The 21,864-nt window shown below is 67.3% G+C and carries 22 protein-coding genes; 16 read left to right on the top strand and 6 right to left on the bottom strand.

Going from position 1 to position 21,864, the window contains the following annotated elements:
• Positions 1 to 25: 25 nt before the first annotated feature.
• Positions 26 to 2,839 carry a bifunctional [glutamate--ammonia ligase]-adenylyl-L-tyrosine phosphorylase/[glutamate--ammonia-ligase] adenylyltransferase gene (glnE, locus tag QTI05_RS10700; protein ID WP_286624351.1) on the top strand — a complete coding sequence of 938 codons (2,814 nt, stop codon included), beginning with the start codon at positions 26 to 28 and terminating at the stop codon, positions 2,837 to 2,839.
• Complete coding sequence (locus QTI05_RS10695; RefSeq protein ID WP_286624347.1) at positions 2,832 to 3,881, top strand: septal ring lytic transglycosylase RlpA family protein; 1,050 nt, start codon at positions 2,832 to 2,834, stop codon at positions 3,879 to 3,881. Before glnE ends, QTI05_RS10695 begins: the two co-directional genes overlap by 8 nt.
• Here QTI05_RS10695 and QTI05_RS10690 read toward each other — a convergent pair.
• On the bottom strand, positions 3,878 to 4,735 hold the full coding sequence (locus tag QTI05_RS10690; RefSeq protein ID WP_286540184.1) for a ferritin family protein: 858 nt from the start codon (positions 4,733 to 4,735) through the stop codon (positions 3,878 to 3,880). The two genes, QTI05_RS10695 and QTI05_RS10690, sit on opposite strands and share 4 nt — an antisense overlap.
• A 96-nt stretch (positions 4,736 to 4,831) precedes the next feature.
• On the opposite strand from QTI05_RS10690, the gene QTI05_RS10685 reads away from it, so the two are divergent.
• From QTI05_RS10685 to QTI05_RS10650, 8 genes are all read left to right on the top strand, one after another.
• Complete coding sequence (locus tag QTI05_RS10685; protein WP_444812879.1) at positions 4,832 to 5,434, top strand: glutathione peroxidase; 603 nt, start codon at positions 4,832 to 4,834, stop codon at positions 5,432 to 5,434.
• A 290-nt stretch (positions 5,435 to 5,724) separates the two neighbouring features.
• A complete protein-coding gene (locus tag QTI05_RS10680; protein WP_286624345.1) occupies positions 5,725 to 7,047 on the top strand; it encodes an NAD(P)/FAD-dependent oxidoreductase in 1,323 nt (440 codons plus the stop codon).
• Positions 7,044 to 7,892, top strand: coding sequence for a DUF1365 domain-containing protein (locus QTI05_RS10675; RefSeq protein WP_444812878.1), 849 nt, complete (start codon positions 7,044 to 7,046; stop codon positions 7,890 to 7,892). The genes QTI05_RS10680 and QTI05_RS10675 overlap by 4 nt, the downstream gene beginning before the upstream one ends.
• Entirely contained in the window at positions 7,889 to 9,103 is a 1,215-nt protein-coding gene (locus QTI05_RS10670) for an SAM-dependent methyltransferase (RefSeq protein ID WP_286624344.1), read from the top strand. Before QTI05_RS10675 ends, QTI05_RS10670 begins: the two co-directional genes overlap by 4 nt.
• A gap of 50 nt (positions 9,104 to 9,153) precedes the next feature.
• Positions 9,154 to 9,639 (top strand): chalcone isomerase family protein, encoded by a 486-nt coding sequence (locus tag QTI05_RS10665; protein ID WP_286624662.1) that lies wholly within the window; start codon positions 9,154 to 9,156, stop codon positions 9,637 to 9,639.
• Positions 9,636 to 10,919, top strand: a complete 1,284-nt coding sequence (locus QTI05_RS10660) for an MFS transporter (RefSeq protein WP_286540189.1) — start codon at positions 9,636 to 9,638, stop codon at positions 10,917 to 10,919. The genes QTI05_RS10665 and QTI05_RS10660 overlap by 4 nt, the downstream gene beginning before the upstream one ends.
• A complete protein-coding gene (locus QTI05_RS10655; protein WP_286624343.1) occupies positions 10,916 to 11,455 on the top strand; it encodes a DUF3833 domain-containing protein in 540 nt (179 codons plus the stop codon). Before QTI05_RS10660 ends, QTI05_RS10655 begins: the two co-directional genes overlap by 4 nt.
• Positions 11,452 to 12,255, top strand: coding sequence for an SDR family NAD(P)-dependent oxidoreductase (locus tag QTI05_RS10650; protein WP_286624341.1), 804 nt, complete (start codon positions 11,452 to 11,454; stop codon positions 12,253 to 12,255). The genes QTI05_RS10655 and QTI05_RS10650 overlap by 4 nt, the downstream gene beginning before the upstream one ends.
• Positions 12,256 to 12,264: 9 nt before the next feature.
• On the opposite strand, the gene QTI05_RS10645 is transcribed toward QTI05_RS10650, so the two are convergent.
• Positions 12,265 to 12,879 carry a glutathione S-transferase N-terminal domain-containing protein gene (locus QTI05_RS10645; RefSeq protein WP_286624339.1) on the bottom strand — a complete coding sequence of 205 codons (615 nt, stop codon included), beginning with the start codon at positions 12,877 to 12,879 and terminating at the stop codon, positions 12,265 to 12,267.
• A 123-nt stretch (positions 12,880 to 13,002) separates the two neighbouring features.
• Between QTI05_RS10645 and purB the strand changes: the two genes are divergently transcribed.
• The gene (purB, locus tag QTI05_RS10640; RefSeq protein ID WP_286624338.1) at positions 13,003 to 14,382 is read left to right on the top strand and encodes an adenylosuccinate lyase; all 1,380 of its coding nucleotides are present in this window, start codon (positions 13,003 to 13,005) and stop codon (positions 14,380 to 14,382) included.
• Complete coding sequence (locus QTI05_RS10635) at positions 14,382 to 14,942, top strand: YaeQ family protein (RefSeq protein ID WP_286540197.1); 561 nt, start codon at positions 14,382 to 14,384, stop codon at positions 14,940 to 14,942. Before purB ends, QTI05_RS10635 begins: the two co-directional genes overlap by 1 nt.
• Here the strand turns inward: QTI05_RS10635 and QTI05_RS10630 are convergent.
• The gene (locus QTI05_RS10630; RefSeq protein ID WP_286540198.1) at positions 14,935 to 15,393 is read right to left on the bottom strand and encodes a DUF3717 domain-containing protein; all 459 of its coding nucleotides are present in this window, start codon (positions 15,391 to 15,393) and stop codon (positions 14,935 to 14,937) included. The genes QTI05_RS10635 and QTI05_RS10630 overlap by 8 nt on opposite strands.
• A gap of 426 nt (positions 15,394 to 15,819) precedes the next feature.
• Here QTI05_RS10630 and QTI05_RS10625 point away from each other — a divergent pair, with 426 nt between their 5' ends.
• Genes QTI05_RS10625 through QTI05_RS10615 form a run of 3 tightly spaced genes read left to right on the top strand, consistent with a single transcriptional unit; the run spans position 15,820 to position 17,465 of the window.
• Positions 15,820 to 16,557: a TerC family protein gene (locus tag QTI05_RS10625; RefSeq protein WP_286540200.1), complete on the top strand. Its 738-nt coding sequence runs from the start codon at positions 15,820 to 15,822 to the stop codon at positions 16,555 to 16,557.
• A 28-nt stretch (positions 16,558 to 16,585) separates the two neighbouring features.
• On the top strand, positions 16,586 to 17,053 hold the full coding sequence (locus QTI05_RS10620) for a hypothetical protein (RefSeq protein ID WP_286540202.1): 468 nt from the start codon (positions 16,586 to 16,588) through the stop codon (positions 17,051 to 17,053).
• A gap of 58 nt (positions 17,054 to 17,111) precedes the next feature.
• Entirely contained in the window at positions 17,112 to 17,465 is a 354-nt protein-coding gene (locus QTI05_RS10615) for a phage holin family protein (RefSeq protein ID WP_286540203.1), read from the top strand.
• Between the two features lie 9 nt (positions 17,466 to 17,474).
• Here the strand turns inward: QTI05_RS10615 and QTI05_RS10610 are convergent, their stop codons facing one another.
• A complete protein-coding gene (locus QTI05_RS10610) occupies positions 17,475 to 19,028 on the bottom strand; it encodes a M48 family metalloprotease (protein WP_286624336.1) in 1,554 nt (517 codons plus the stop codon).
• Positions 19,029 to 19,110: 82 nt separating this feature from the next.
• Here QTI05_RS10610 and moaC point away from each other — a divergent pair, with 82 nt between their 5' ends.
• Positions 19,111 to 19,614 carry a cyclic pyranopterin monophosphate synthase MoaC gene (gene moaC / locus QTI05_RS10605; protein ID WP_286624335.1) on the top strand — a complete coding sequence of 168 codons (504 nt, stop codon included), beginning with the start codon at positions 19,111 to 19,113 and terminating at the stop codon, positions 19,612 to 19,614.
• Here the strand turns inward: moaC and QTI05_RS10600 are convergent.
• Together QTI05_RS10600 and QTI05_RS10595 are read right to left on the bottom strand one after the other, a co-directional pair.
• Positions 19,577 to 21,280 (bottom strand): PglL family O-oligosaccharyltransferase, encoded by a 1,704-nt coding sequence (locus tag QTI05_RS10600; protein WP_286624333.1) that lies wholly within the window; start codon positions 21,278 to 21,280, stop codon positions 19,577 to 19,579. The genes moaC and QTI05_RS10600 overlap by 38 nt on opposite strands.
• 73 nt (positions 21,281 to 21,353) lie before the next feature.
• Positions 21,354 to 21,857 carry a type IV pilin protein gene (locus QTI05_RS10595; RefSeq protein WP_286624332.1) on the bottom strand — a complete coding sequence of 168 codons (504 nt, stop codon included), beginning with the start codon at positions 21,855 to 21,857 and terminating at the stop codon, positions 21,354 to 21,356.
• Positions 21,858 to 21,864 lie beyond the last annotated feature (7 nt).

Genomic DNA, 21,864 nt, shown 5'->3' with positions numbered 1-21,864 from the left:
TGAGGATCGCGCTGTGTCAGGAATTATGACTGCCAGCCTCCAGACCGGTTCCAGCGCCGACCCGCGCAGCAGCGATGCCATTGCGGCGTCGGGGGCATTGCCGTTGCCAGTGCCGCTGTCGTCCCATTCGCGCTTCGTGCAACGTCTTCGGCGGCGCTATGCCGGCGAACTGGCGCTGTTGCCGCCCGGCGCACCGGTGCGCCCCCACATGATCACGGCCTTCGAGGCGCTGCGCACGCGCGGCGACACGGTGGGCGACGCCCTGCGCATCGTGCGACAGCTCGTGATGGAGCGGCTGGCAGTGATCGACTGCGACGCGCAGGCCCCGCTCGAGCAGATCACCACCGCCGTGACGCAACTGGCCGAGTTCGCGCTCGACACGGCGTGCTGCGAAGCCTGCCGCGAACTCGAGGGCGTGCACGGGGCCCCGCGCGGGCCCGAAGGCCAGCCGGCCCGGATCTGGGTGGTTGGCATGGGCAAGCTGGGGGCACGCGAACTCAACGTGTCGAGCGACATCGACCTGATCTACCTGTACGACCTGGACGGCGAAACCGACGGCAACGCGACGGGCAGCAACCGGATTGCCAACCAGGATTTCTTTGCGCGCGTGGTCAAGCGCATCTATGCACTGGTGGGCGACATCACCGAACACGGTTTCGTGTTCCGGGTCGACCTGGCCCTGCGGCCCAACGGCAACTCGGGGCCGAGCGCGGTGTCGCTCGACGCGCTCGAAGAGTATTTCCAGGTGCAGGGCCGCGAATGGGAGCGCTTTGCGTGGCTCAAGAGCCGCGTGGTCGCGCCACTCGACTGCATTGCCGACACCTCGGCGCAGGCGCTGCGCACGGTGGTGCTGCCGTTCGTGTTCCGCCGCTACCTCGACTACAGCGTGTTCGACGCGCTGCGGGTGCTGCACCAGCAGATCCGCGACCAGGCGGCGCGCCGCAGCGCCGGGCGGCCGGCCCGGGCCAATGATGTGAAGCTGTCGCGTGGCGGCATCCGCGAGATCGAGTTCACGGTGCAGCTGCTGCAGGTGGTGCGCGGCGGCCAATACCCCGAGCTGCGCACGCGCCCCACCCTCGATGCGCTGCAACGTCTCGCGCGCGCCGGCCTGATGCCGCAGGAAACGGCCGATGCGCTGGCCGAGGCCTATGTGTTCCTGCGCCGGGTCGAGCACCGCATCCAGTACCTCGACGACCAGCAGACCCATGTGCTGCCCGTGAGCGACGAGGATCTGCGCTGGATCGCCCTCACGCTCGGCAGTCCGGACTGCTGCGCGTTCCTGAGCCAGCTCGACGCCCATCGCGAACTGGTGGCGCAGGAGTTCGACAAGCTGCTGGGCGGCGAGCCCAAGCCCTGTAACGGCAAGTGCAATGGCGGCAAGAACGGCAAGGCGGCCGCCGCCACACCGGCCGACCTGACCGACCTGCTGGACGAATTGCCGCCGGCCTTCGCGGATCGCATCCGGCACTGGGTCGACCACCCACGCGTGCAGGCACTGCGCGAGGAGACGCAGGCGCGACTGCGCCAACTGGTACAGCGCACCGGTCGCTGGCTGCGCGAAGAGCCCGATGGCGACGCCGCCGGCCAGACCACCAACCATGTCCAGGCCGCGCTGCGCTGGGCCGACTGGATCGAGCCGCTGCTGCGGCGCGAAAGCTATCTGGCGCTGCTGGTCGAGCGGCCGGCGGTGCAACAACGCTTGCTGCGCCTGCTCGGCGCCGCCAAATGGCCGGCGCGCTACCTGCTGCAGCATCCGGGCGTGATCGACGAGCTGGCCAGCGACGAAATGCTGACCAGCCGCTTTCAGGCCGAGGAGTTCGAACGCGAACTCGAAGCGCGCCACGACGCCATGCGCAGCACCGGCGAAGCCGATGAGGAAGCGATGCTCAACATGCTGCGGCGCGCGCACCATGCCGAGGTGTTCCGCACGCTCGCCCGCGACGTGGAGGGCCGGATCTCGGTCGAACAGGTGGCCGACGACCTGAGCGCGCTGGCCGATGCGGTGCTGCGCGTCACCGCGCGCTGGTGCTGGCCGCTGCTGCGCAACCGGCATCGCGCGCAGCCGCAGTTCGCGATCGTCGGCTACGGCAAGCTGGGCGGCAAGGAACTCGGCTATGGCAGCGACCTCGACATCGTGTTCGTCTACGAGGACGACGACGAACGCGCCAGCGAGATCTACGCCGGCTATGTGCGCAAGCTGATCAACTGGATGACCGTCAAGACGGCCGAAGGCGACCTGTTCGAGATCGACACCGCGTTGCGCCCCAACGGCAACTCGGGCCTGCTCACCATCAGCTTCGCGGCCTACGAGAAGTACCAGCTCGGACGCGGCAGCAACACCGCCTGGACCTGGGAACACCAGGCCATGACGCGTGCACGCTTCGTGCTCGGCGATGCCGGGCTCGGCGCCCGCTTCGATGCGATCCGCGAAGCCGTGATCACCTCGCAGCGCGATGTGGCAGCGCTCAGGACGCAGATCGTCGCGATGCGCGAGAAGGTGCGCGCCGCACACCCGGTCAAGCCCGACCGCTTCGACGTGAAGCACAGCCCCGGCGGCATGGTCGACGCCGAGTTCGCGGTGCAGTTCCTGGTCTTGTCGGAAGGCGCAAGCCATCCTTCGCTGCTGCCGAACGTTGGCAACATCGCACTGCTGCTGCGCGCGGAAGAAGCCGGCCTGCTGCCGGCCGGCGTGGGCCGCGCCGCTTCAGAAGCCTATCGCGAGCTGCGCCGCGTGCAGCACCGGGCCCGGCTCAACGAGGAGCCGACCCAGGTGCCGATGAGCGCGCTGGCGAGCGAACGCAGCGCCATGCTCGTGTTGTGGAAGGCCGTCTTTGGCTGAGCGCGCGCGGCCGGCCTTTCAGCACCACGTGCTGGCGCTGGTCATTTGCGCCTCGGCCGCGCTGCTGGCTGGCTGTGCCAGCGGCCCGCGCGGGGCAGCAACCGGGCGCGACGGTGCCGATGCGAACCCGCCCGGCAACCTCGACCAGGTGCCCGACGCCGAGCCCCGCGTCGAGCCGATCCGCGCCGGCGGCGGCACCAGCAAGCCCTATGTGGTGCTGGGCCAGTCGTACGTGCCGATCGCGGACGACCGGCCGTTCCGCGAACGCGGGCTCGCTTCCTGGTACGGCCGCAAGTTCCACAGCCAGTCGACCGCCAGCGGCGAGCCCTACGACATGTACGCGATGACGGCCGCGCACAAGACACTGCCGCTGCCGAGCTACGTGCGGGTGCGCAACCCGGCCAACGGGCGCGAGGCGATCGTGCGTGTGAACGACCGCGGCCCGTTCCACGAGGGCCGCATCATCGACCTCAGCTACACCGCGGCGCTCAAGCTCGACCTGCTGCGCGGCGTGGCACCGGTCGAGATCGAGCGCATCACCAACGAAGACATCCGCACCGGCGCCTGGCGGCGACCGGGCGATACCGCGCTGGCACAAGCGGCGCCCACGGCCCTGCCGCCGCCCGAAGTGCCGGTGCCGGTCGCCATGACAGCGCCGGTGGTCGACCAGCCGCGCAGCACGGTGACCGATCTGGCGCCGCTGGCGCCGATGCCGCTGCCGGCACCCGTTGCGTCGCCGCCGCGGTCACCGTCGACGTCAACGTCGTCGGAGCCGCAGCCGCAGAAGGTCGACACCGCCACCCCCTCGGCCGGGTTCTGGCTGCAGTTGGGCGCGTTCAGCCAGCGCGAAGGCGCGGCGAGTTTTCAGGAAAAGGTGGCCCGGCAGATGCCGTCGCTGGCCACCACGCTGGCGGTGTTCAGCGAGAGCGGCATGCACCGGCTACAGGCCGGGCCCTATGCCTCGCGCGATGCGGCGCTGATGCTGGGTGAACAGGTGCGCAACGGCCTGGGCCTCGCACCGATCGTGGTCGAACGCCGTTAGGCGCCCTGGTATTCGGGCTTGGGGCCGAGCGTGGCGGCCAGTTCCTTGCGGTAGCGATTGAGTTCCTGCACGGTCTTGAAGCTGCGGTTCATCAGCAGGCTCAGGTTGTGCAGGATGCGCTCGCCGACCTTGTTTTCCCACACCGCGTCGAACTTGATCTGGTTGTCGAGCCAGTGCTCGAGCCAGTCTGGATCGGGCATGCGGCTCTGGATCGTGTCGCGCGGGAACAGCGCCTTGCTCACGTGCAGGTTGGTCGGGTGCAGCGCCTGCGCGGTGCGGCGGGCGCTGGCCATCAGCACGCCGACCTTGGTGAAGGCGGCACGCGCCTCGTCGCCGAACTTTTCCATCGCCCGCTTCATGTAGCGCAGGTAGGCGCCGCCGTGGCGGGCTTCGTCCTGGCTCAGCGTGGTGTAGATGTGCTTGATGACCGGCTCGGTGTGCCATTCGGCGGCACGGCGATACCAGTGATTGAGGCGGATCTCGCCGCAGAAATGCAGCATCAAGGTTTCGAGCGGCGGCGCCGGATCGAAGTCGAAGCGCACGTCGTGCAGTTCCTGCTCGGTCGGCGCGTGCTCCGGGCTGAAGCGCTTGAGGTATTCCATGAGCACCAGCGAGTGCTTCTGTTCCTCGAAGAACCAGATCGACATGAAGGCCGAGAAATCGCTGTCGTGCCGGTTGTCGCGCAGGAACATCTCGGTGGCCGGCAGCGCCGCCCACTCGGTGATGGCGTTCATCTTGATGGTCTGGGCCTGCTCGGGTGTCAACCGGGTCGCGTCGAAAGACTGCCACGGGATGTCCCGGTCCATGTCCCAGCGGACGGATTCGAGTTGTCTGAAGAGTTCCGGGTAGAGCATCGGTGTCTTTCTTTAGCCTGCGGATTTTAGTCGGCCGGTTTGGCGCGCCCGTGACAAGCGCGCGATGATGTGGACAAGTGCGCACCGCCGCGGTGGATGCGCCCGCCCTTCCGGAGAAACCTGATGCATCTCGCCCCCCTGTTGAAAACGCTGGCCGCCCCTCTGGTGGCCGCGGCCTTTTTTGTCCTGGCGCCAATGGCGAAAGCCGAGACGGCCACCTGTCCGCCCATCCTGCAACATACCTTCCCGCGTCTGCAAGACGAGAAACCCCAAGCCTTGTGCCAGTACACCGGCAAGGTGGTGCTTGTGGTGAACACGGCGAGCTTCTGCGGCTTCACCCCCCAGTACAAGGGGCTGGAGGCACTCGACAGCAAATACCGCTCGCGCGGGCTCGTGGTGCTGGGCTTTCCGTCGAACGACTTTTCGCAGGAATCGGGCTCCAACAAGGAGATTGCCGATTTTTGCGAAAGCACCTTTGGCGTCAAATTCCCGATGTTCGGCAAGTCGTCGGTGCGCGGGCCCGAGGCCAATCCGCTGTTCAAGCAACTCGCTCAGATGTCAGGCACCACACCCAAGTGGAACTTCTACAAGTACCTGATCGGCCGCGACGGCAAGGTGGTCGAGAGCTATTCGAGCACCACGGCGCCGGATGACCGCGGCTTCGTGCGCGAGCTGGAAAAGCAGCTGGGGTCAAATTGATACCAATCAGTTCACACAAAGACGAATCGGTATTAATATCGACCGATGCGTCCAATCCAGCTTGCCAAGACCGTCACAAATGCTTACGAGTACGCCGGGAACCGGGGTGAGTGGCACTCGCTCATAAAGGCATCGGGCGACGACAAAAGCCCGTCAGTTTTCATGCTGCGAGGTCTTCCGGATGCTTGTCGTCCGGTTGAAATTCCGAGGCGATTCTTCTCCTCCTCCCTCCCTCCCTCCTTCGCATCGGAGCGCCTCGCAGCATTTTTGTATTCACCGGGGTTCGCGGCATGACCAAGCCGCACCCGACGGTTGCCGTCATCGGCGCCGGCATCTCAGGGCTCGCAGCCGCCCACGCGCTGCGCGCTGACACCCGCGTCTCCCTGTTCGAAGCGGGCGACTATTTCGGCGGCCACGCCCACACGGTCGAGCTCGAATTGCCGGTCGCTGCCGGGCAACGCCCGGTGCGCCATGGCGTCGACACCGGCTTCCTGGTCTACAACGATCGCACCTACCCCCACCTGATCGCGCTGTTCGCCGAACTCGGCGTCGAGACGGCTGCCTCCGAGATGTCGTTTTCGGTGCAGGCGCACCGGCCGGACGGCCAACGACTGGAATGGAGCGGCAACAACCTGTCGACCGTGTTTGCGCAGCGCCGCAATCTGCTCGACGGCCGCTTCCTCGGCATGCTGGCGGATCTGCTGCGCTTCAATCGCCTCACCACGCGCATCGCCGAGGCCAGCACCGAGAACGAACTCGCACAGCCGTTGCGCGACTTCCTCGATGCGCACCGCTTCGGCGCCGCATTCCGCGACTGGTATTTCCTGCCAATGATGGGCTGCATCTGGAGCTGCCCGACGCAGCAGATGCTGGCGTTTCCGGTGGCGACCATGATCCGCTTCTGCCACAACCACGGGCTGCTCCAGATCGCCGACCGGCCGCAGTGGCGCACCGTCCGAGGCGGCTCCAGGCACTACGTCGAAAAGATCGTTGCCGGCCTCGACGACGCCCGGCTCGGCACGCCGGTGCGGCGCATCACGCGCACCGCCAACGGCGTGCTGATCGCCACCGACAACGGCACCGAGCGCTTCGACCACGTGGTGTTGGCCGCGCATTCCGACCAGAGCCTGGCGCTGCTGGCCGACGCCTCGCCCGCCGAACGGGCCACGCTCGGCGCCATCCGCTACCAGCCGAACCGCGCGGTGCTGCACACCGATGCTTCGGTGCTGCCGCAGCGGCGCGCCGCGTGGGCCGCATGGAACTACGAGGCCGCCAACGCCACCGATTCGCCGCAGGTCTGCTTGCACTACCTGCTCAACAAGCTGCAGCCGCTGCCCTGGCAGCAGCCGGTGGTCGTTTCGCTGAATCCGCAGCGGCCGATTGCGCGTAGTCAGGTCATGGCCGAATACGACTACTCCCACCCGGTGTTCGATCTCGCTGCGTTGCGGGCGCAGGCCGATGTGCAGCAGCTGCAAGGCCGGCGCAACACCTGGTTCGCGGGCGCGTGGATGGGCTACGGCTTTCACGAAGACGGCCTGAAAGCCGGACTGGCCGCAGCCGCCGGGGTGCGCAGGCGCCTCGCTGGTGGCAACGACGCGAGGCAGGCAGCATGAACGCGATCGAGGCCAAGGAGCACGGCGGCGGTCTGCGCGCGCAGGCTGCAAGACCGCCCGCCACCTCGCCGGTGCCGCTGATGGGCTTTGGTGAAGTGCGCCACACCCGACTGCGCCCGGCGCACAACGCTTTTGTCTATCCGACCTACTTCCTCATGCTGCCGATGCGCGCCCTGCGCCGGCACGGCGGCGGCACGTTGGCCATCAACCGCTTTGCGTCGCTCTCTTTCCACGACCGCGACCATGGCGATGGCCGCGGCCCGGACCAAGGCGGCGCGCTGGCCTGGCTCGATGCCCTGCTGGCCGCCGAGCACATCCACGACGCGACCGGCGAAGTCTGGCTGCACTGCTACCCGCGCGTGTTCGGCTACACCTTCAAGCCGGTGAGCTTCTGGTACTGCCACAGTGCGGCCGGTGCGCTGCGCGCGATCGTGGTCGAAGTGAATAACACCTTCGGCGAACGCCATTGCTACCTGCTCGAGCACCCCGTCTACGGCATGGAGCAGCGTGCGGCCAAGGCCTTCCATGTCTCGCCGTTCTGCCGTGTGCAGGGCGAGTACCGGTTCCGCTTTTTTGTCGACGAGCACCGGCAACGCACCGTGGTGCGCATCGACCACGACGACGCGGGCGGCCCGCTGCTGCAGACCAGCGTCGGCGGCGTGCTCGAGCCACTGACCGCGGCCAGCGTGCGGCGCGCGCTGTGGCGTTATCCCGCGATGACCTTCGGCGTTGTCGCCCGAATTCACTGGCAGGCGGCAAGGCTCTGGCTCAAGCGCGTGCCCTTCGCCGGCAAACCGCCCCGACCCGAGCAACCCGTTTCGCGCGAACACAAGGCGACGCCATGAACCCGACCACCACCGCGCCCTGTTTTTCGCTGCCGCAGGACGCGCCGTCTTCCGCCCGCACCGTGCTCGGCCTGCTGCAGCGCCTGGTGCACGGCTCGCTGACAGTGCGCCTGCCCGACGGCTCGGTGCAGCATTTCGGCACCGCGCCCGGCAGCGGCCCGACGGCTTCCCTCACGCTGCGCAACTGGGAGGTTTGCAGCGCCGCGCTCAAATCGGGCGACATCGGCTTCGCCGAGAGCTACATCGCCGGTGACTGGACGACGCCGAACCTCACCGAGCTGATCAAGGTGTTCATCGCCAACCGCCGCGCGATCGAGGACGTGGTCTACGGCAGCTGGTTCGGCCGGCTGCTGTACCGCGTGCGGCACCTGATGCACCGCAACAGCAAGGCCGGCAGCTCGCGCAACATCCATGCGCACTACGACCTCGGCAATGCGTTCTACCGGCTCTGGCTGGACGAGACGATGAACTACTCGTCGGCATGGTTCGAAGGCGACTTCGGCAAGCCGATGGCCGCGGCGCAGCATGCCAAAGTGCAGCGCGCGCTCGAGCTGGCGCAGGTCAAGCCCGGCGACCGCGTGCTCGAAATCGGCTGCGGCTGGGGCGCGCTGGCCGAGATGGCGGCCAGCCGCTTCGGCGCCAGCGTGACCGGCGTGACGCTGTCGACCGAGCAGCTCGCCTTTGCGCAGCAGCGCACCGCCGGCCTGCCCGCCGACCTGCGCCTGCAGGACTACCGCGACATCACCGACGCGCCGTTCGATGCAATCTGCTCGATCGAGATGGTGGAGGCGGTCGGCCGCGAATACTGGCCGACCTACTTCCAGAGCGTAGGCCGGCTGCTCAAGCCGGGCGGTCGCGCCTGCATCCAGAGCATCGTGATCGACGACCAGCTGTTCGACCGCTACATCGACTCGACCGACTTCATCCAGCAGTACATCTTTCCCGGCGGCTGCCTGCCCTGCCCGCGCGAGTTCCGGCGCGAGGCGGCGGCGGCCGGGCTCGAGGTGGTGGACGAATTCGCATTCGGCCCCGACTACGCCGAGACGCTGCGCCGCTGGCGCGAGAGCTTCCTCGCGCAACGCGGCCAGATCCTGCAACTTGGATTCGATGAAAGGTTCATGCGCATATGGGAGTTCTATCTCGCTTACTGCGAAGCGGCATTCGCCGGGGCCAACATCGACGTGGTGCAGTACACGCTGCAAAAGCGATAGGCGCTCACGCCCTGCTGGCTGGCGCTGCAGGCCTTTTCGGTTTGAATGCGGTGGCACAGGCGAGCGTTCAGCCGGGTGTCGAGGTCAGCGCGGCGCTGCCCGGCGCACAGCGCGCGGGCGCGAGCCGGCTCACCGTATGGGGCTTCGAGATCTACGACGCCAGCCTGTGGGTGACGCCGGGCTTCAGTCCGGCCGAGTGGGCCGGCAAGCCGCTCGCGCTCGAGCTGCAGTACCTGCGCCGGTTCGAGGGCGACGACATCGCACGGCGTTCGCTCGACGAGATGCGCCGCGCCGGCCCGATTGCGCCGGAGCAGGCCGCGCTGTGGCTGCGCACGATGACCCAGGCCTTCCCCAATGTGAACAAGGGCGACCGCCTGACCGGCATCTATGAGCCAGGTGCCGGCGTGCGCTTTCTCCACAACGGGCGCACCACGGCCAACGTACGGGATCCGCAGTTCGCGCAGCGCTTCTTCGGCATCTGGCTCGGGCCGCAAAGCTCGGAGCCCGCGCTGCGCGAGGCGTTGCTCGGCAAATGACCACGCCGTTCAGCCGCCTCGACGGACTGCGCTATGGGCTGCTCGGGCTGCCGCTGGCTTTCGTCGCGCTGCCGCTGTACGTGCTGCTGCCGAACCACTACGCACGCAACTTCGGCGTGCCGCTGGCGGCGCTCGGCCTGGTACTGCTCGGCGCGCGCCTGGTGGACGCGCTGATCGACCCGCTGCTCGGGCGCCTGAGCGACCGGCTTCACGCACGTGCCCCTTCGGCCGTGCTCGGCTTCGGGGCAGGTGCCGCGGTGTTGCTCGCGCTCGGCTTCGGCCTGTTGTTCTTTCCGCAGCTGCTGGTCGACACCTCGCGGCACGGCCTGCTGCTGGCCACGGCCGCTGTGCTGCTGATGCTGAGCTACGCGGGCTACAGCGCGCTCAGCATCACGCACCAGGCCTGGGGCGCGATGCTGGGCGGTGACGCTGTGCAGCGCAGCCGTATCGTCGGCTGGCGCGAGGGGCTGGGCCTGGCTGGCGTGGTGGTTGCATCGGTGGTGCCCACGCTCGCGGGTTTGCCGGTCATGGTCGGCCTGTTCGTTCTGCTGCTGGCGGCCGGCTGGGCGCTGTGGACGCGCGCCCCGCGGCCACGCACGCCGGCCGGTCACGCGGCGGCCGATTTGCGGCTGCCGTTCCGGCGGCCTGCGTTTCGCCGGCTGCTCGCGGTGTTCGTGCTGAACGGCATTGCGAGTGCAATTCCGGCGACGCTGGTGTTGTTCTTCGTACAGGACCGCCTGCAGGCGCCCGAATCGCTGCAGCCCGCATTCCTTGGCAGCTACTTCGTCTGTGCAGCCCTGTCGATTCCGTTCTGGCTGCGCATCGTGCCCCGGCTCGGCCTGGCGCGTACCTGGCTGGCCGGCATGGCGCTGGCCGTCGCGGTGTTCGCGGCCGCCAGCGGCATGAGCGCGGGCGACGCAATGCCGTTTCTCGTGGTGTGCGCGCTTTCGGGCGTCGCGCTCGGCGCCGACCTCGTGCTGCCCGGCGCATTGCTGGCCGGCGTGCTGGCCGATGCCGGCGAGCCCCAGCATGCCGGCGCCTACTTCGGCTGGTGGAACTTCGCCACCAAGCTCAACCTGGCGCTGGCCGCGGGGCTGGCGCTGCCGCTGCTGGGTCTGGCGGGCTACACACCCGGCGCGCGCGATGCCGGCGCATTGCAGGCGCTCACCGCCGCCTACTGCCTGCTGCCCTGCCTGCTGAAGCTGCTGGCCGCCGCGGCGCTGTGGCAGCTGCTGATCCGCGGCACACCCCAATCTCTGCCCCTGAAAGTCTCTCCATGACAAGAAGAAGCTTCTTCGCTGCTGCCGCGGCCGTGGCGCTGGCTGCCGCTCTCGGCGGCTGTGCCGCGCCACAGCCTTCGGACTACGCCGCCGAGCGGCCGGTACTCTCGCTGCAGCGCTATTTCAACGGCAAGCTCGAGGCGCACGGCATGTTCCAGAACCGCAGCGGCAAGGTGGTGAAGCGTTTCGTGGTGCAGATGAACTGCCGCTGGAATGGCGACGAAGGTTTGCTCGACGAAGCCTTCACCTACAGCGACGGCACCACCGGCCGCCGCGTGTGGAAGCTCAAGGCGCTGCCGGACGGCCGCTTCACCGGCACGGCCGACGACGTGGTCGGCGTGGCGCAGGGAGAGCAGCGCGGCAACGCCTTCCACTGGAACTACACCCTCCGGCAACCCGTCGGCGACAAGGTCTACGAAGTGCAGATGGACGACTGGATGATTCTGGTCGACGACCGCGTGATGCTGAACCGCGCCGAGATGAGCAAGTTCGGCGTCACGCTCGGCGCGGTCACGCTTTCGTTCACCCGGCGATGAGGCTGCTCGCCGCTTTCAACCCACCGCTGGAAGACTGGCGCGGCAAGACGGTGTGGATCGTCGGCGCGTCCTCGGGCATTGGCCGCGCGACCGCGTCGGCGCTGCTCGGCCGCGGCGCCTGCGTAGCGGTGTCGGCGCGCAACGGCGAGGCGCTCGAAGCGCTGGCCGCAGAGTATCGCGCCGCACCGGGCGAGCGCGCCCGCGTGGAGGTGCTGCCGCTCGATGTGCGCGATGCCGCAGCGGTGCATTCGGCGCACGCGCAGCTCGCGGCCCGGGGCCCGGTCGACCTGGTGCTGTATTGCGCCGGCACCTACCGGTCGCTGCGCGCCGATGCGTTCGATCTCGACGTGATGCTGGCGCACCAGCAGACCAACTACGTGGGCGCACTCAACGTGCTGGCGGCAGTGCTGCCTGATGCGATTGCGCGCGGCAGCGGCCACATCGCGCTGACGGCCAGCGTGGCCGGCTTCCGCGGCCTGCCGCAAAGCCTGGCCTACGGGCCGACCAAGGCCGCGCTGACCAATCTGGCGGAGGTGCTGTATGCCGATCTGCACGATCGCGGCATCGGCATCAGCGTGATCCAGCCGGGTTTCGTGGCAACGCCGTTGACGGCGCAGAACGATTTCGAGATGCCGGCGCTGATCGCGCCAGCGCAGGCGGCCGACGAGATGCTGAAAGGCTGGGCCCGCGGTGACTTCGAGATTCACTTTCCGAAGCGCTTCACCGGCTGGATGAAGCTGCTGCGGGTGCTGCCGTACCGGCTCTACTTTCCGGCGGTACGGCGCTTCACCGGGCTTTGACGGCGCAGGTCAGGCCGGTTGCGTGTCGGCGAAGCTGGGTCGCGTCAGCAGCTTGTCGTGCAGCCGCGCCAGATTGCTGTGCTTGGCGTGCCAGTCGATGTCGGGAAAGCGGAACGCGATCCAGCCCAGCGCGCAGCCGACCGCGATGTCCGACAGGCTCAGGTGGATGCCACTGCAGAACGGCTTGTCGCCCAGGCCCTTGGCCATGGCGGCGATGCCGGCCTCGACCTTGCCGCGCTGGCGATCCATCCAGGCCTGGCTGCGCTCGCCCTCGCCCCGGCCGGCCCAATTGGCTTCGAGGCGCCAGAGAATGCCCGCATCCATCACGCCATCGGCCAGCGCCTCCCAGGTCTTGACCTCGGCGCGTTCGCGGCTCTGCTGCGGAATGAGCTTGCCGACCGGCGACAGGGTGTCCAGGTATTCGACGATCACGCGCGAGTCGAACATCGCCTCGCTGCCTTCCATCACCAGGCAGGGCACCTTGCCCAGGGGGTTCGAGTGACCGATCGTCGTGGTGTCCGACCAGACATCTTCCTTCACGAACTGGTAGTCCAGCCGCTTTTCGGCCATGACCACGCGCACTTTGCGCACGTACGGGCTGGCGGCGGATCCGATCAATTTCATTCGGGCTCTTCCCTCGGGTAACTTCGTTGTAGCGCTTTGATTCTAGGGGAACCGCCCCCGGCCCGGCCGGCCCCGGCGCGCCGACGAGGGGGAAACGCCACAGCCGGCACCTAAAATTGAAGAATGAGCTTCTCCACCGTTTCCGCCCTTTCCCCCCTTGATGGCCGCTACGCCGCCAAACTCGGCGCGCTGCGCCCCCTGATGAGCGAGCAGGGCTACATGCACCGGCGCGTGCAGGTCGAGGTGGCCTGGTTCATCGCGCTGTCGGACGCCGGTTTTGCCGAGTTCAAGCCGCTCACGGGCGGCGCGCGCAAGTACCTGATGGGCCTGGTGTCCAACTTTTCCGAGGCCGACGCGCTCGCGATCAAGGAGATCGAGAAGACCACCAACCATGACGTGAAGGCGGTCGAGTACTGGATCAAGTCGAAGTTCGACGCCCGGCCCGAGTTGCTCGCGGCTTCCGAGTTCGTGCACTTCGCCTGCACCAGCGAAGACATCAACAACACCAGCCACGCACTGCAGATCCAGTCGGCGCGCGACAAGGTCATGCTGCCCGCACTCGACGGCATCATCGCCACGCTGCGCGAGATGGCGGGCAAGTTCGCCGAAGTGCCGATGCTGGCCCGCACCCACGGCCAGACCGCCAGCCCAACCACGGTCGGCAAGGAAATCGCCAACGTCGCGGTGCGGCTCGCCAAGGCGCGCGCAACCATCGCCGCAGTGGCGCTGCTGGGCAAGATGAACGGCGCGGTCGGCAACTACAACGCGCACCTTGCGGCCTGGCCCGAATTCGACTGGGAAAGCTTCAGCCGCAAGGTGATCGAGACGCCGGCGCCGCTGGGCCTGGGGCTGACTTTCCAGCCCTACAGCATCCAGATCGAGCCGCACGACTACATGGCCGAGTTGTTCGACGCGTTCGCGCGCACCAACACCATCCTGATCGACTTCTCGCGCGACATCTGGGGCTATGTGAGCCTGGGCTACTTCAAGCAGCGGCTCAAGAAGGGCGAGATCGGCTCGTCGACCATGCCGCACAAGGTCAACCCGATCGACTTCGAAAACGCCGAAGGCAATCTCGGCCTGGCGAACGCCGTGCTGCGGCATCTGAGCGAGAAGCTGCCGATCAGCCGCTGGCAGCGCGACCTGACCGACAGCACGGTATTGCGCAACATCGGCGTGGCCTTCGGCTACACCGCCCTGGCCTACGCGAGCCTGGCCACCGGCCTGGGCAAGCTCGAGCTCAACGAGCAGGCGTTGGCCGACGACCTCGACCGCTCCTGGGAAGTGCTGGCCGAACCGATCCAGACCGTGATGCGCCGCTTCGGCGTGCAGGGCGCCTACGAGCAATTGAAGGAAGTGACGCGCGGCAAGACCGTGACGGCCGAGGCACTGCACGGCCTGATCCGCTCGCTCGAGATTCCCGAGGCCGAGAAAGAGCGCCTGCTCGCAATGACGCCCGGCAGCTACACCGGCAAGGCGGCCGAGCTGGCTCGGCGGGCCTGATGGCGCTCAAATCGACGATCTTCAAGGCCAACCTCGCCGTTGCCGACATCGACCACGGCTACTACGCCGACCATGCGCTGACACTGGCGCGGCACCCGAGCGAGAACGACGAGCGGATGATGATCCGGCTCATCGCGCTGGCGCTCAACGCCTACAAGCTGCAGGACGTGGTGCAGGGCGACGGCACGCTCGCTTTCGGCGCCGGCCTCTCGAACGTCGACGAACCCGACGTCTGGCTGCGCGACTTCACCGGTGAAGTGAAACTCTGGATCGAGGTCGGCCAGCCCGAAGACAAGCCGATCATCAAGGCCTGCGGCAAGGCCGACCAGGTGATCGTCTACTGCTTCAGCCACGCCGCCGGCATCTGGTGGAAGGGCATCGAGAACAAGCTGACGCGGCCACAGAACCTGCAGGTGTGGCGCGTGCCGAGCGAGATCTCGCAGGCAGTGGCCGCGCTCGCCGAGCGCAGCATGCAGCTGCAGGCGACGATTCAGGAAAACACGCTGACGCTCGGCAACGGCGCCGAGAGCATCGACATCGAACTGGTCAAGCTCAAGTAGGCAGCTCGGGCTCCGGCGCGGCATCGTCGTCCGGCCAGGTCTGCTCAGCCTCGCGGGCGCGCTCGGCGTACTTGTTGAAACGCCAGGCCGAGTCTTCCATCGTGATGCGCCGCCAGGTGCTGCGCTTCTCGGCAGGCGACATCGCGGGCCAGTGCTGCACCTCGTCGAAGCTGCGGCCGCAGCCCTTGCATTCGTTGTCGCCCTGGCTGGTCGAGCAGATCGCGATGCAGGGCGTGTCGGGCGTGGTCTGGTACCAGGCCAGCCACGCGGCCCAGGCTTCGGCCGGAAACCCGACTTCGTCGACCTCGTCTTCGCGGTGATAGACCATCAACGCGTAGACCTCGGCCAATGCGCGGATCTCGGGCGCAAGCGTGATGCCGTCGGGCGACGGCTTCTGTTCGCGCCAGAAGTTGATGGCGGCCTCGATGTCGGTGATGTGGATGGCGGCCATGAACAGGGTTGCAGCAGCGGACGGGCATCATAGTCCGCACAAGTCCCGATGAAGTAAAAGGTCATTGATGCTATTAAAAACATAGCGCCAAATTACCACTGGCTGCGCCCTTCCGCCGTTTTTTCTTTATGAAAAAGGGAAAACCCAGTGTTGCCATACACGATGGGCCGATGCTTTAATCCGCCCACGAAGGGGAGTAGCTCCCGTCCGTTGCTTCAGGCAGCGGGTATCGCCAGGTCGTCAATACGAAGCAAAACACTTCCGGCCTGTCGGGCAATGCGCTGTACGCGCCTTGTTGAGCAAGACCTTCGATTTGAACCTGCGCAGGGTTAGATCGAAGCGATTGCAAGTCCCCGGAACTTTCCGGTTCCCACTCAGCCGCTTCATCCAACTGCACCGGATGAATCGAAACGAACAGAGGAACGTATGGAACAGTTCATGACCCCAGAATTCTGGGTCGCGGTCGGTCAGATCATCATGATCGACATCCTGCTCGGTGGCGACAACGCGGTGGTGATCGCGCTGGCATGCCGCAAGCTGCCGCCGGCGCAACGCACCAAGGGCATTCTGTGGGGCACCGCCGGCGCCATCGTGCTGCGCGTGGTGCTGATTTTCTTTGCGCTGACACTGTTGGCCATCCCCTTCCTCAAACTGGTTGGTGCCATCCTGCTGCTGTGGATTGGCGTCAAGCTGCTTGCCCCAGAGCACGATGACCCGCACGGCAACATCCAGGGCAGCGACAAGCTGTGGGCCGCCGTCAAGACCGTGATCGTGGCCGACCTGGTGATGAGCGTGGACAACGTGATCGCCATCGCCGGGGCTGCGCAGGGCGCGGGCCAGGGGCATCAGATGCCGCTGGTGATCTTCGGGCTGCTGGTCAGCATTCCGATCATTGTCTGGGGCAGCCAGCTGGTCATCAAGCTGATGGACCGCTTCCCGATCATCATCACGGCCGGCGGCATGCTGCTGGGCTGGATCGCGGGCACCATGGCGGTGTCGGATCCGGCGTTGTCGAACCCGGATGCCTGGACCTGGGTGCCGAAGGTTCCTCAAACCGACATGGTGAAGTACGTTGCCGGCATTGGCGGTGCGGTGCTGGTGCTGTTGATCGGCAAATGGATCGCCGCGCGCCGCCCCAAGGCCGGGCACACCGCTGCGGCCTGATATTGTTAACCACCCGAAGGAGCGCATCATGGAAAAGATCATCGTGTACGTGGACGACGCGGCCTATGCGCGCGAGCACCTCGCGCAGTTGCTGCCCGCCGAGTCCGCCGCCAGCGGTGCGCACCACTGGGTTCTGGTGGCCTGCCCACCCCGCATGACGCACCGCATCAGCAAATGGGTGAGCCACAGCGCGCGCGAGAACTGGCGCGCCAAGTGGTTCAGCAAGGCGCTGAGCGAGCTCACGCCGACCTTGTGCCGGCCAGGTGATCAGCTCACCCCGTTGCTGGCGAAGGGCCGGCTGACCGAGCTCACGCAGCAGCTCAAGCTCGAGCATGGCGCGGCCAAGGTGATCGATGCGCGCCGGCCGAAGATCGGTGTGGACTTGGAGCCGGTGGCGCCGGATGTTCCGCCGGCCGGCCATTCCGGCTGGGCCCTGCCCGGTGCGGTGCTCGGGATGGGCGCGCTGCTGGTCATGGCCAACGAGCTGACCGAGTAGGTACAAACAGTCCACCAAAACGGGCGCCTCGGGCGCCCGTTTTGCTAAGCTGCGGGCGATGCGACTGATCCTCAAATGGCTGCTGAGCGCGCTAGCGCTGTTGGCAGTTACCTATCTCTACAGCGGCGTGCAGGTGAGCAGCTTCACCTCGGCGCTGATCGCGGCCGCGGTGATCGGCCTGCTGAACATGATCGTGCGGCCAGTGCTGGTGGTGCTGACGCTGCCTGTCACCGTCGTCACGCTCGGGCTCTTCCTGTTCGTCATCAACGCACTGATGTTCTGGGCCGCCTCGGGGCTGCTGCAGGGCTTCAACGTGACCGGCTTCACGGCCGCACTGATCGGCTCGCTGATTTACTCCCTGCTGGGCCTGATCATCGAAACCGCGCTCGGCGGCGTGTTCAAACGCAGTTGAGTCCGCGCTTCAGTACAGCGGCTTCTTGTCTTCCGCCAGCTGCTCGCGCACCCGCTGATCGATCTCGCGCGCCCGGCTGTCGATGATCGAGGCCTCGTAATGGTCGACCGGGGTTCCGGGCTTGCGCATCAAGTCCTGCGCCGCCTTGAAGCGGTCGCGTGCGCCCGGGTAGTCGAGGATCGCAACGTTCGCCTCGGCATCGGAACGGATCGCGCGCACCGGCTCGTTCTGCGCGTTGTAGAGGCTGCCCAGCATGCGCCAGACCCCGGCATCGCGCGGGTGCGTGGCAACCCAGTCGCGCAGCGGCGCCACCATGGGCCCCGCGTTGCGCGTGGCAATGGCGGTTTGGGCCGACAGCATCATCTCGGGCCGGTCCTTGGCTTTGGCATCGAGCAGCGCCGCGGCCCGTGCCGGCTGGCCGGCCGCCAGTTCGATCTCGGCTGCCAGCAGCCGGGCCAGCCGCGCCGCCGGCGCGTCGGACGCACTGCGCTCGCGCAGGCGCGCCGCCAGCTCCCGCGCTGGCCCGAAGTCGCGCAACTGGGTGGCCGAGAGCGCGGCCGCGTAAAGCGTGGCCGCCTGCTGCGCGGGCGCGCTCTTGGCGAAATCGCCGGAGCCTGCGGCCTGCACCCAGAGGCGCAGCACGTCGACGCCCGGGCGCGACAGCACCCGGGCCCGGGCCGAAACCATGGCGTGATCCATCACCAGCGGCATGGCAACGTCAGCGCCGGGCTGCAGCTGGAAGCGGCCCTGCATGTCGGCGATGCGCTCGCTGTTGAGCGGGTGGCTGCGCAGGTAGGGGTAAGAGCCGTTGTCATTGAGGCGGGCCGCGTACTGCAGCTTGTCGAACAAAGCGGCGGCGCCTTGCGGCGCAAAGCCGGCCTGGGTCATCACGCCGAAGCCGACACGGTCGGCCTCGCGCTCCATGTCGCGCGAGAAGTTGAGCTGGTTCTGCACTGCCAGCGCCTGGCTGCCCATCACCATGGCCTGGCCGACGTCGCCGTTCTTGCTTTTCGCGGCGGCCAGCATGCCGAGCACCATGGCCGCGATCAGCACCGGCATGTCGCGCGACTGCTTGCCCAGCATGCGCGCGATGTGGCGCTGGGTGACATGCGACAGTTCGTGGCCGAGCACGGTGGCCAGCTCGTCGCGGCTGCCGATCACGCCAATCAGCCCGAGGTTGACGCCCAGGTAGCCGCCCGGCAGTGCAAAGGCATTGATGTTGCGATCCCGGCCGAGCAGCACCGTCCAGGCAAAGCGCTCATCGAGTTCGGGGGTGAGGTCGCCGCGCACGCGGGCGGCGGCCATCAGCTTTTGCCAGACGTCGTTCACGTACTCGACCAGCACCGGGTCGTCGATGTAGTCGGTGTCGCGGTACAGCTCGCGCACGATGCGGTCGCCAAGCAGGCGCTCGGCACTGGCGGTCATTTCGCCGCCGTCGCCCATGCCGGGCAGCAACTGGGCTTGCGCCGACGGCGGCACCAGCACCTGTGACGCTATCAAAACAGTAGCGCACAGCGACCGCAGGACGGGTGCCCTGGCTCGATTTGGCTTGGAATCTGGCATCAAGCGCGACGCTCCTCGTCAGTGGCTCGGCCCCGTATGATGCGCGAGACTTCACAATGTTCAAGCCTGCGCGGCCTCCCCAATGAGTTCACTCACCCATTTCGACAGCCAGGGCCAGGCCCACATGGTCGACGTGGCCGCCAAGCCGGCCACCCACCGCGTGGCGGTCGCCAGCGGCCGCATCGAAATGTTGGCCACCACACTGGCGCTGATCGAATCCGGCAGCGCGAAGAAGGGCGACGTGCTCGGCATCGCGCGGATCGCCGGCATTCAGGCGGCCAAGAAAACCAGCGACCTGATTCCGCTGTGCCATCCGCTGGCGCTGACGCGCGTGGCGGTGGCTTTTGCGGTGGCCAGCGGCGGCGTACCGTACGTGGCCTGCACCGCCACTGTGGAAACGGTCGGGCCGACCGGCGTCGAAATGGAAGCTCTGACCGCCGTCCAGGTCGCCCTGCTCACGATCTACGACATGTGCAAGGCGGTGGACCGCGGCATGACCATCACCGATGTGCGCCTGCTCGAAAAGCACGGCGGCAAGTCGGGCAGCTTCACGGCGCCGGTGGTGCATCCGCCGGCTGGCCTGTGAGCCAGCGCGCATAGTCGGCGGGAAACGCACGCCGGAAGCGTTCGGCCTGCGCAAACGCCTCGTCATCGCGCCCGAGCAGCGCGGCGCTTTCGATCAGCTTGACGATGACGCGCGGCTCCGGCGAAAAGTGCAAGGCGCGCTCGGCCATCGCATGGATTTCGGCCGCGTTGGCCTGCGTGACCGGCGTCAGCGACAGCTCGGCAAAGCGCACCTGGCTGGCAAACAGCCAGGAACCCTGCAGCTTGGCGAGCGTGTCGTCGCGGTATGCGGGCAGGCGTTCTTCGCGCGGCAGGTAGATCTGGCTGATGCGCGTGTAGTCCCAGCCGGCGTAGCCGACGATTGCCATCAAGACAATGGCTGCCAGCGCCCTCCAGCCGGGGCCTGCCGGTTTTTTTGCCGGTGCGCTCGCCGCACGCGGTGCCGGCCACAGCAGCCCCAGGCAAAGGCCGAACACCAGCTGGAACGGCCCGTACCAGAGCGGGTATTCAAGCAAGCTGTGCAGCACGATCACGGCCAGCAGGCCCCAGGCCATGAGCCGCGTCGGATCGCGCTCGCGCCAGGGCCGCGCCGCCAGCACCAGCCAGATGAAGCCGCCGCAGATCAGCGCGGCGGCCGGAATGCCAAGTTCGACGGCCAGGTGCAGCGGCAGGTTGTGCGCGTTGTCCAGAATCTCGACGAAACGCGGGCCCGGGTAGAGCGTGATGTAGTGGGCGTAGCCGAGTTCGCCCCAGCCCCAGCCGGCCAAGGGGTGGCGGGCGATCAGCGTCAGCACGTTGTGCCACAGCACCAGCCGGCTGTGATCGTCGGGTGCGCCGTGGCGCAGCCGGTGCAGCATGTCTTCGACGCCGCTGCTGGCCAGGTGCGGCAGCAGCCAGGCAGCGGCAAAGTAGGCCGGCACCATCGCCAGCAGCCAGGCCGGGTGAGGCAACCGGTAGGCAGCGGCGACGACCGCGCCCCCCGGGCGCCGCTCTCGCCAGGCGATGAAGGCCGCCACGCCGCTGATGCCCAGCAGCTGCAGCAGCCCCGTGCGCGAGGTCGAAGCGGCCGCCGCCAGCAGCAGCCAACCCATCGCCCACAGCAGCGCCACCCGCACACGGCGCCCGTCATACGCGGCATGCAACCAGAGCGCCGAGATGAGCGCCATGCTGATCAGCGTGGCGAACTGGTTGCGCTGGCGCAGATTGCCGTACGCCTGGCCGAGCTCGGGTTGGGTCGTCCAGGGGCGGAGGGGCTCGGCCAGGCCGTAGTACTGGAGCAGGCCGAGGAGGGCGCTGAGGAGGCCGGCCAACAGCAGGCCGGTTGCGAAGGGCGCCCGACCCGCCGGATCATGCCGCGACCATCCGGCGCCGGCGGCCGCCGCCAGTGCCATCGCCACCAGCGCCGCGCACGCAGGCAACCACACACCAGGATCGACGATGCGGGACGACAGGGCGATCTCGCTGGCGACGAGCGCCAGCCAGGCCAGCAATCCGCACCATGGGGATGCCCGTGGCGCCAGAATCATCAGCGCAATGGCGCAACACCAGGAAACAAGCAGTTGCCAGGCGCTGACTGAAGGGCCTGCGATGAGGGGAAAGACGAACGGCAGTGCCACGAACCCCGCAGTCGCACTGCCCCAGGCGCGCAACGGGAGGCGGGTATCGGGCAACGAGGTTTGCGAACTCATGCGAGCGCATTCTGCCGTCCTGGCTCGCCAGCGCAGGCGCGAAGCTCTCAGCGCGGGTCAATGCTCCTGTGCGTCAGCCCCAGCACTTTCGACTGGCCTCGAGATCGGCAACACCGCCCGTCCCGAACCCGGAATGGTTGACCACCGCCTTGCGCCCGGTGTTCGTGACGGTGAAATCGCCGCAGCGATCATTGTTCATGGCACCGGTCCGCGTTGCAGTCAGTGTGTACTGGTTGCCCGCGCTCGAAGCCGAAGTGTCGATCGTGATGGTGTAGGCCGCAGTACCTTCCGAGGGAAACGGTGCGACGCCGAACTGGGCCGCGAACAGCCCGCCTGCCGTGTTGTTGATGGCCACAGCCGCCGCAGTCTGGTCGTAACGATAGTTTTCGCTGTAATTGCGCTCCAGCCACTGCTGCGCTTGCGAAAGCACCGTCTTGGCCTGCGCCCTCTTGCCCTTGGCAATGGACTCTTTGTAGCTCGGGTACGCAATGGAGGCGAGGATCGCCACGATGGCGACCGTGATCATCAGTTCAATCAACGTGAAGCCGGCTTGTTGGCGAAATTGGTTGCGTGTCATGCGAGGT

It is taken from the genome of Variovorax fucosicus (assembly GCF_030316825.1).
Lineage (GTDB): Bacteria > Pseudomonadota > Gammaproteobacteria > Burkholderiales > Burkholderiaceae_C > Variovorax > Variovorax fucosicus.
This window is presented reverse-complemented; position numbering and strand designations above follow the sequence as displayed.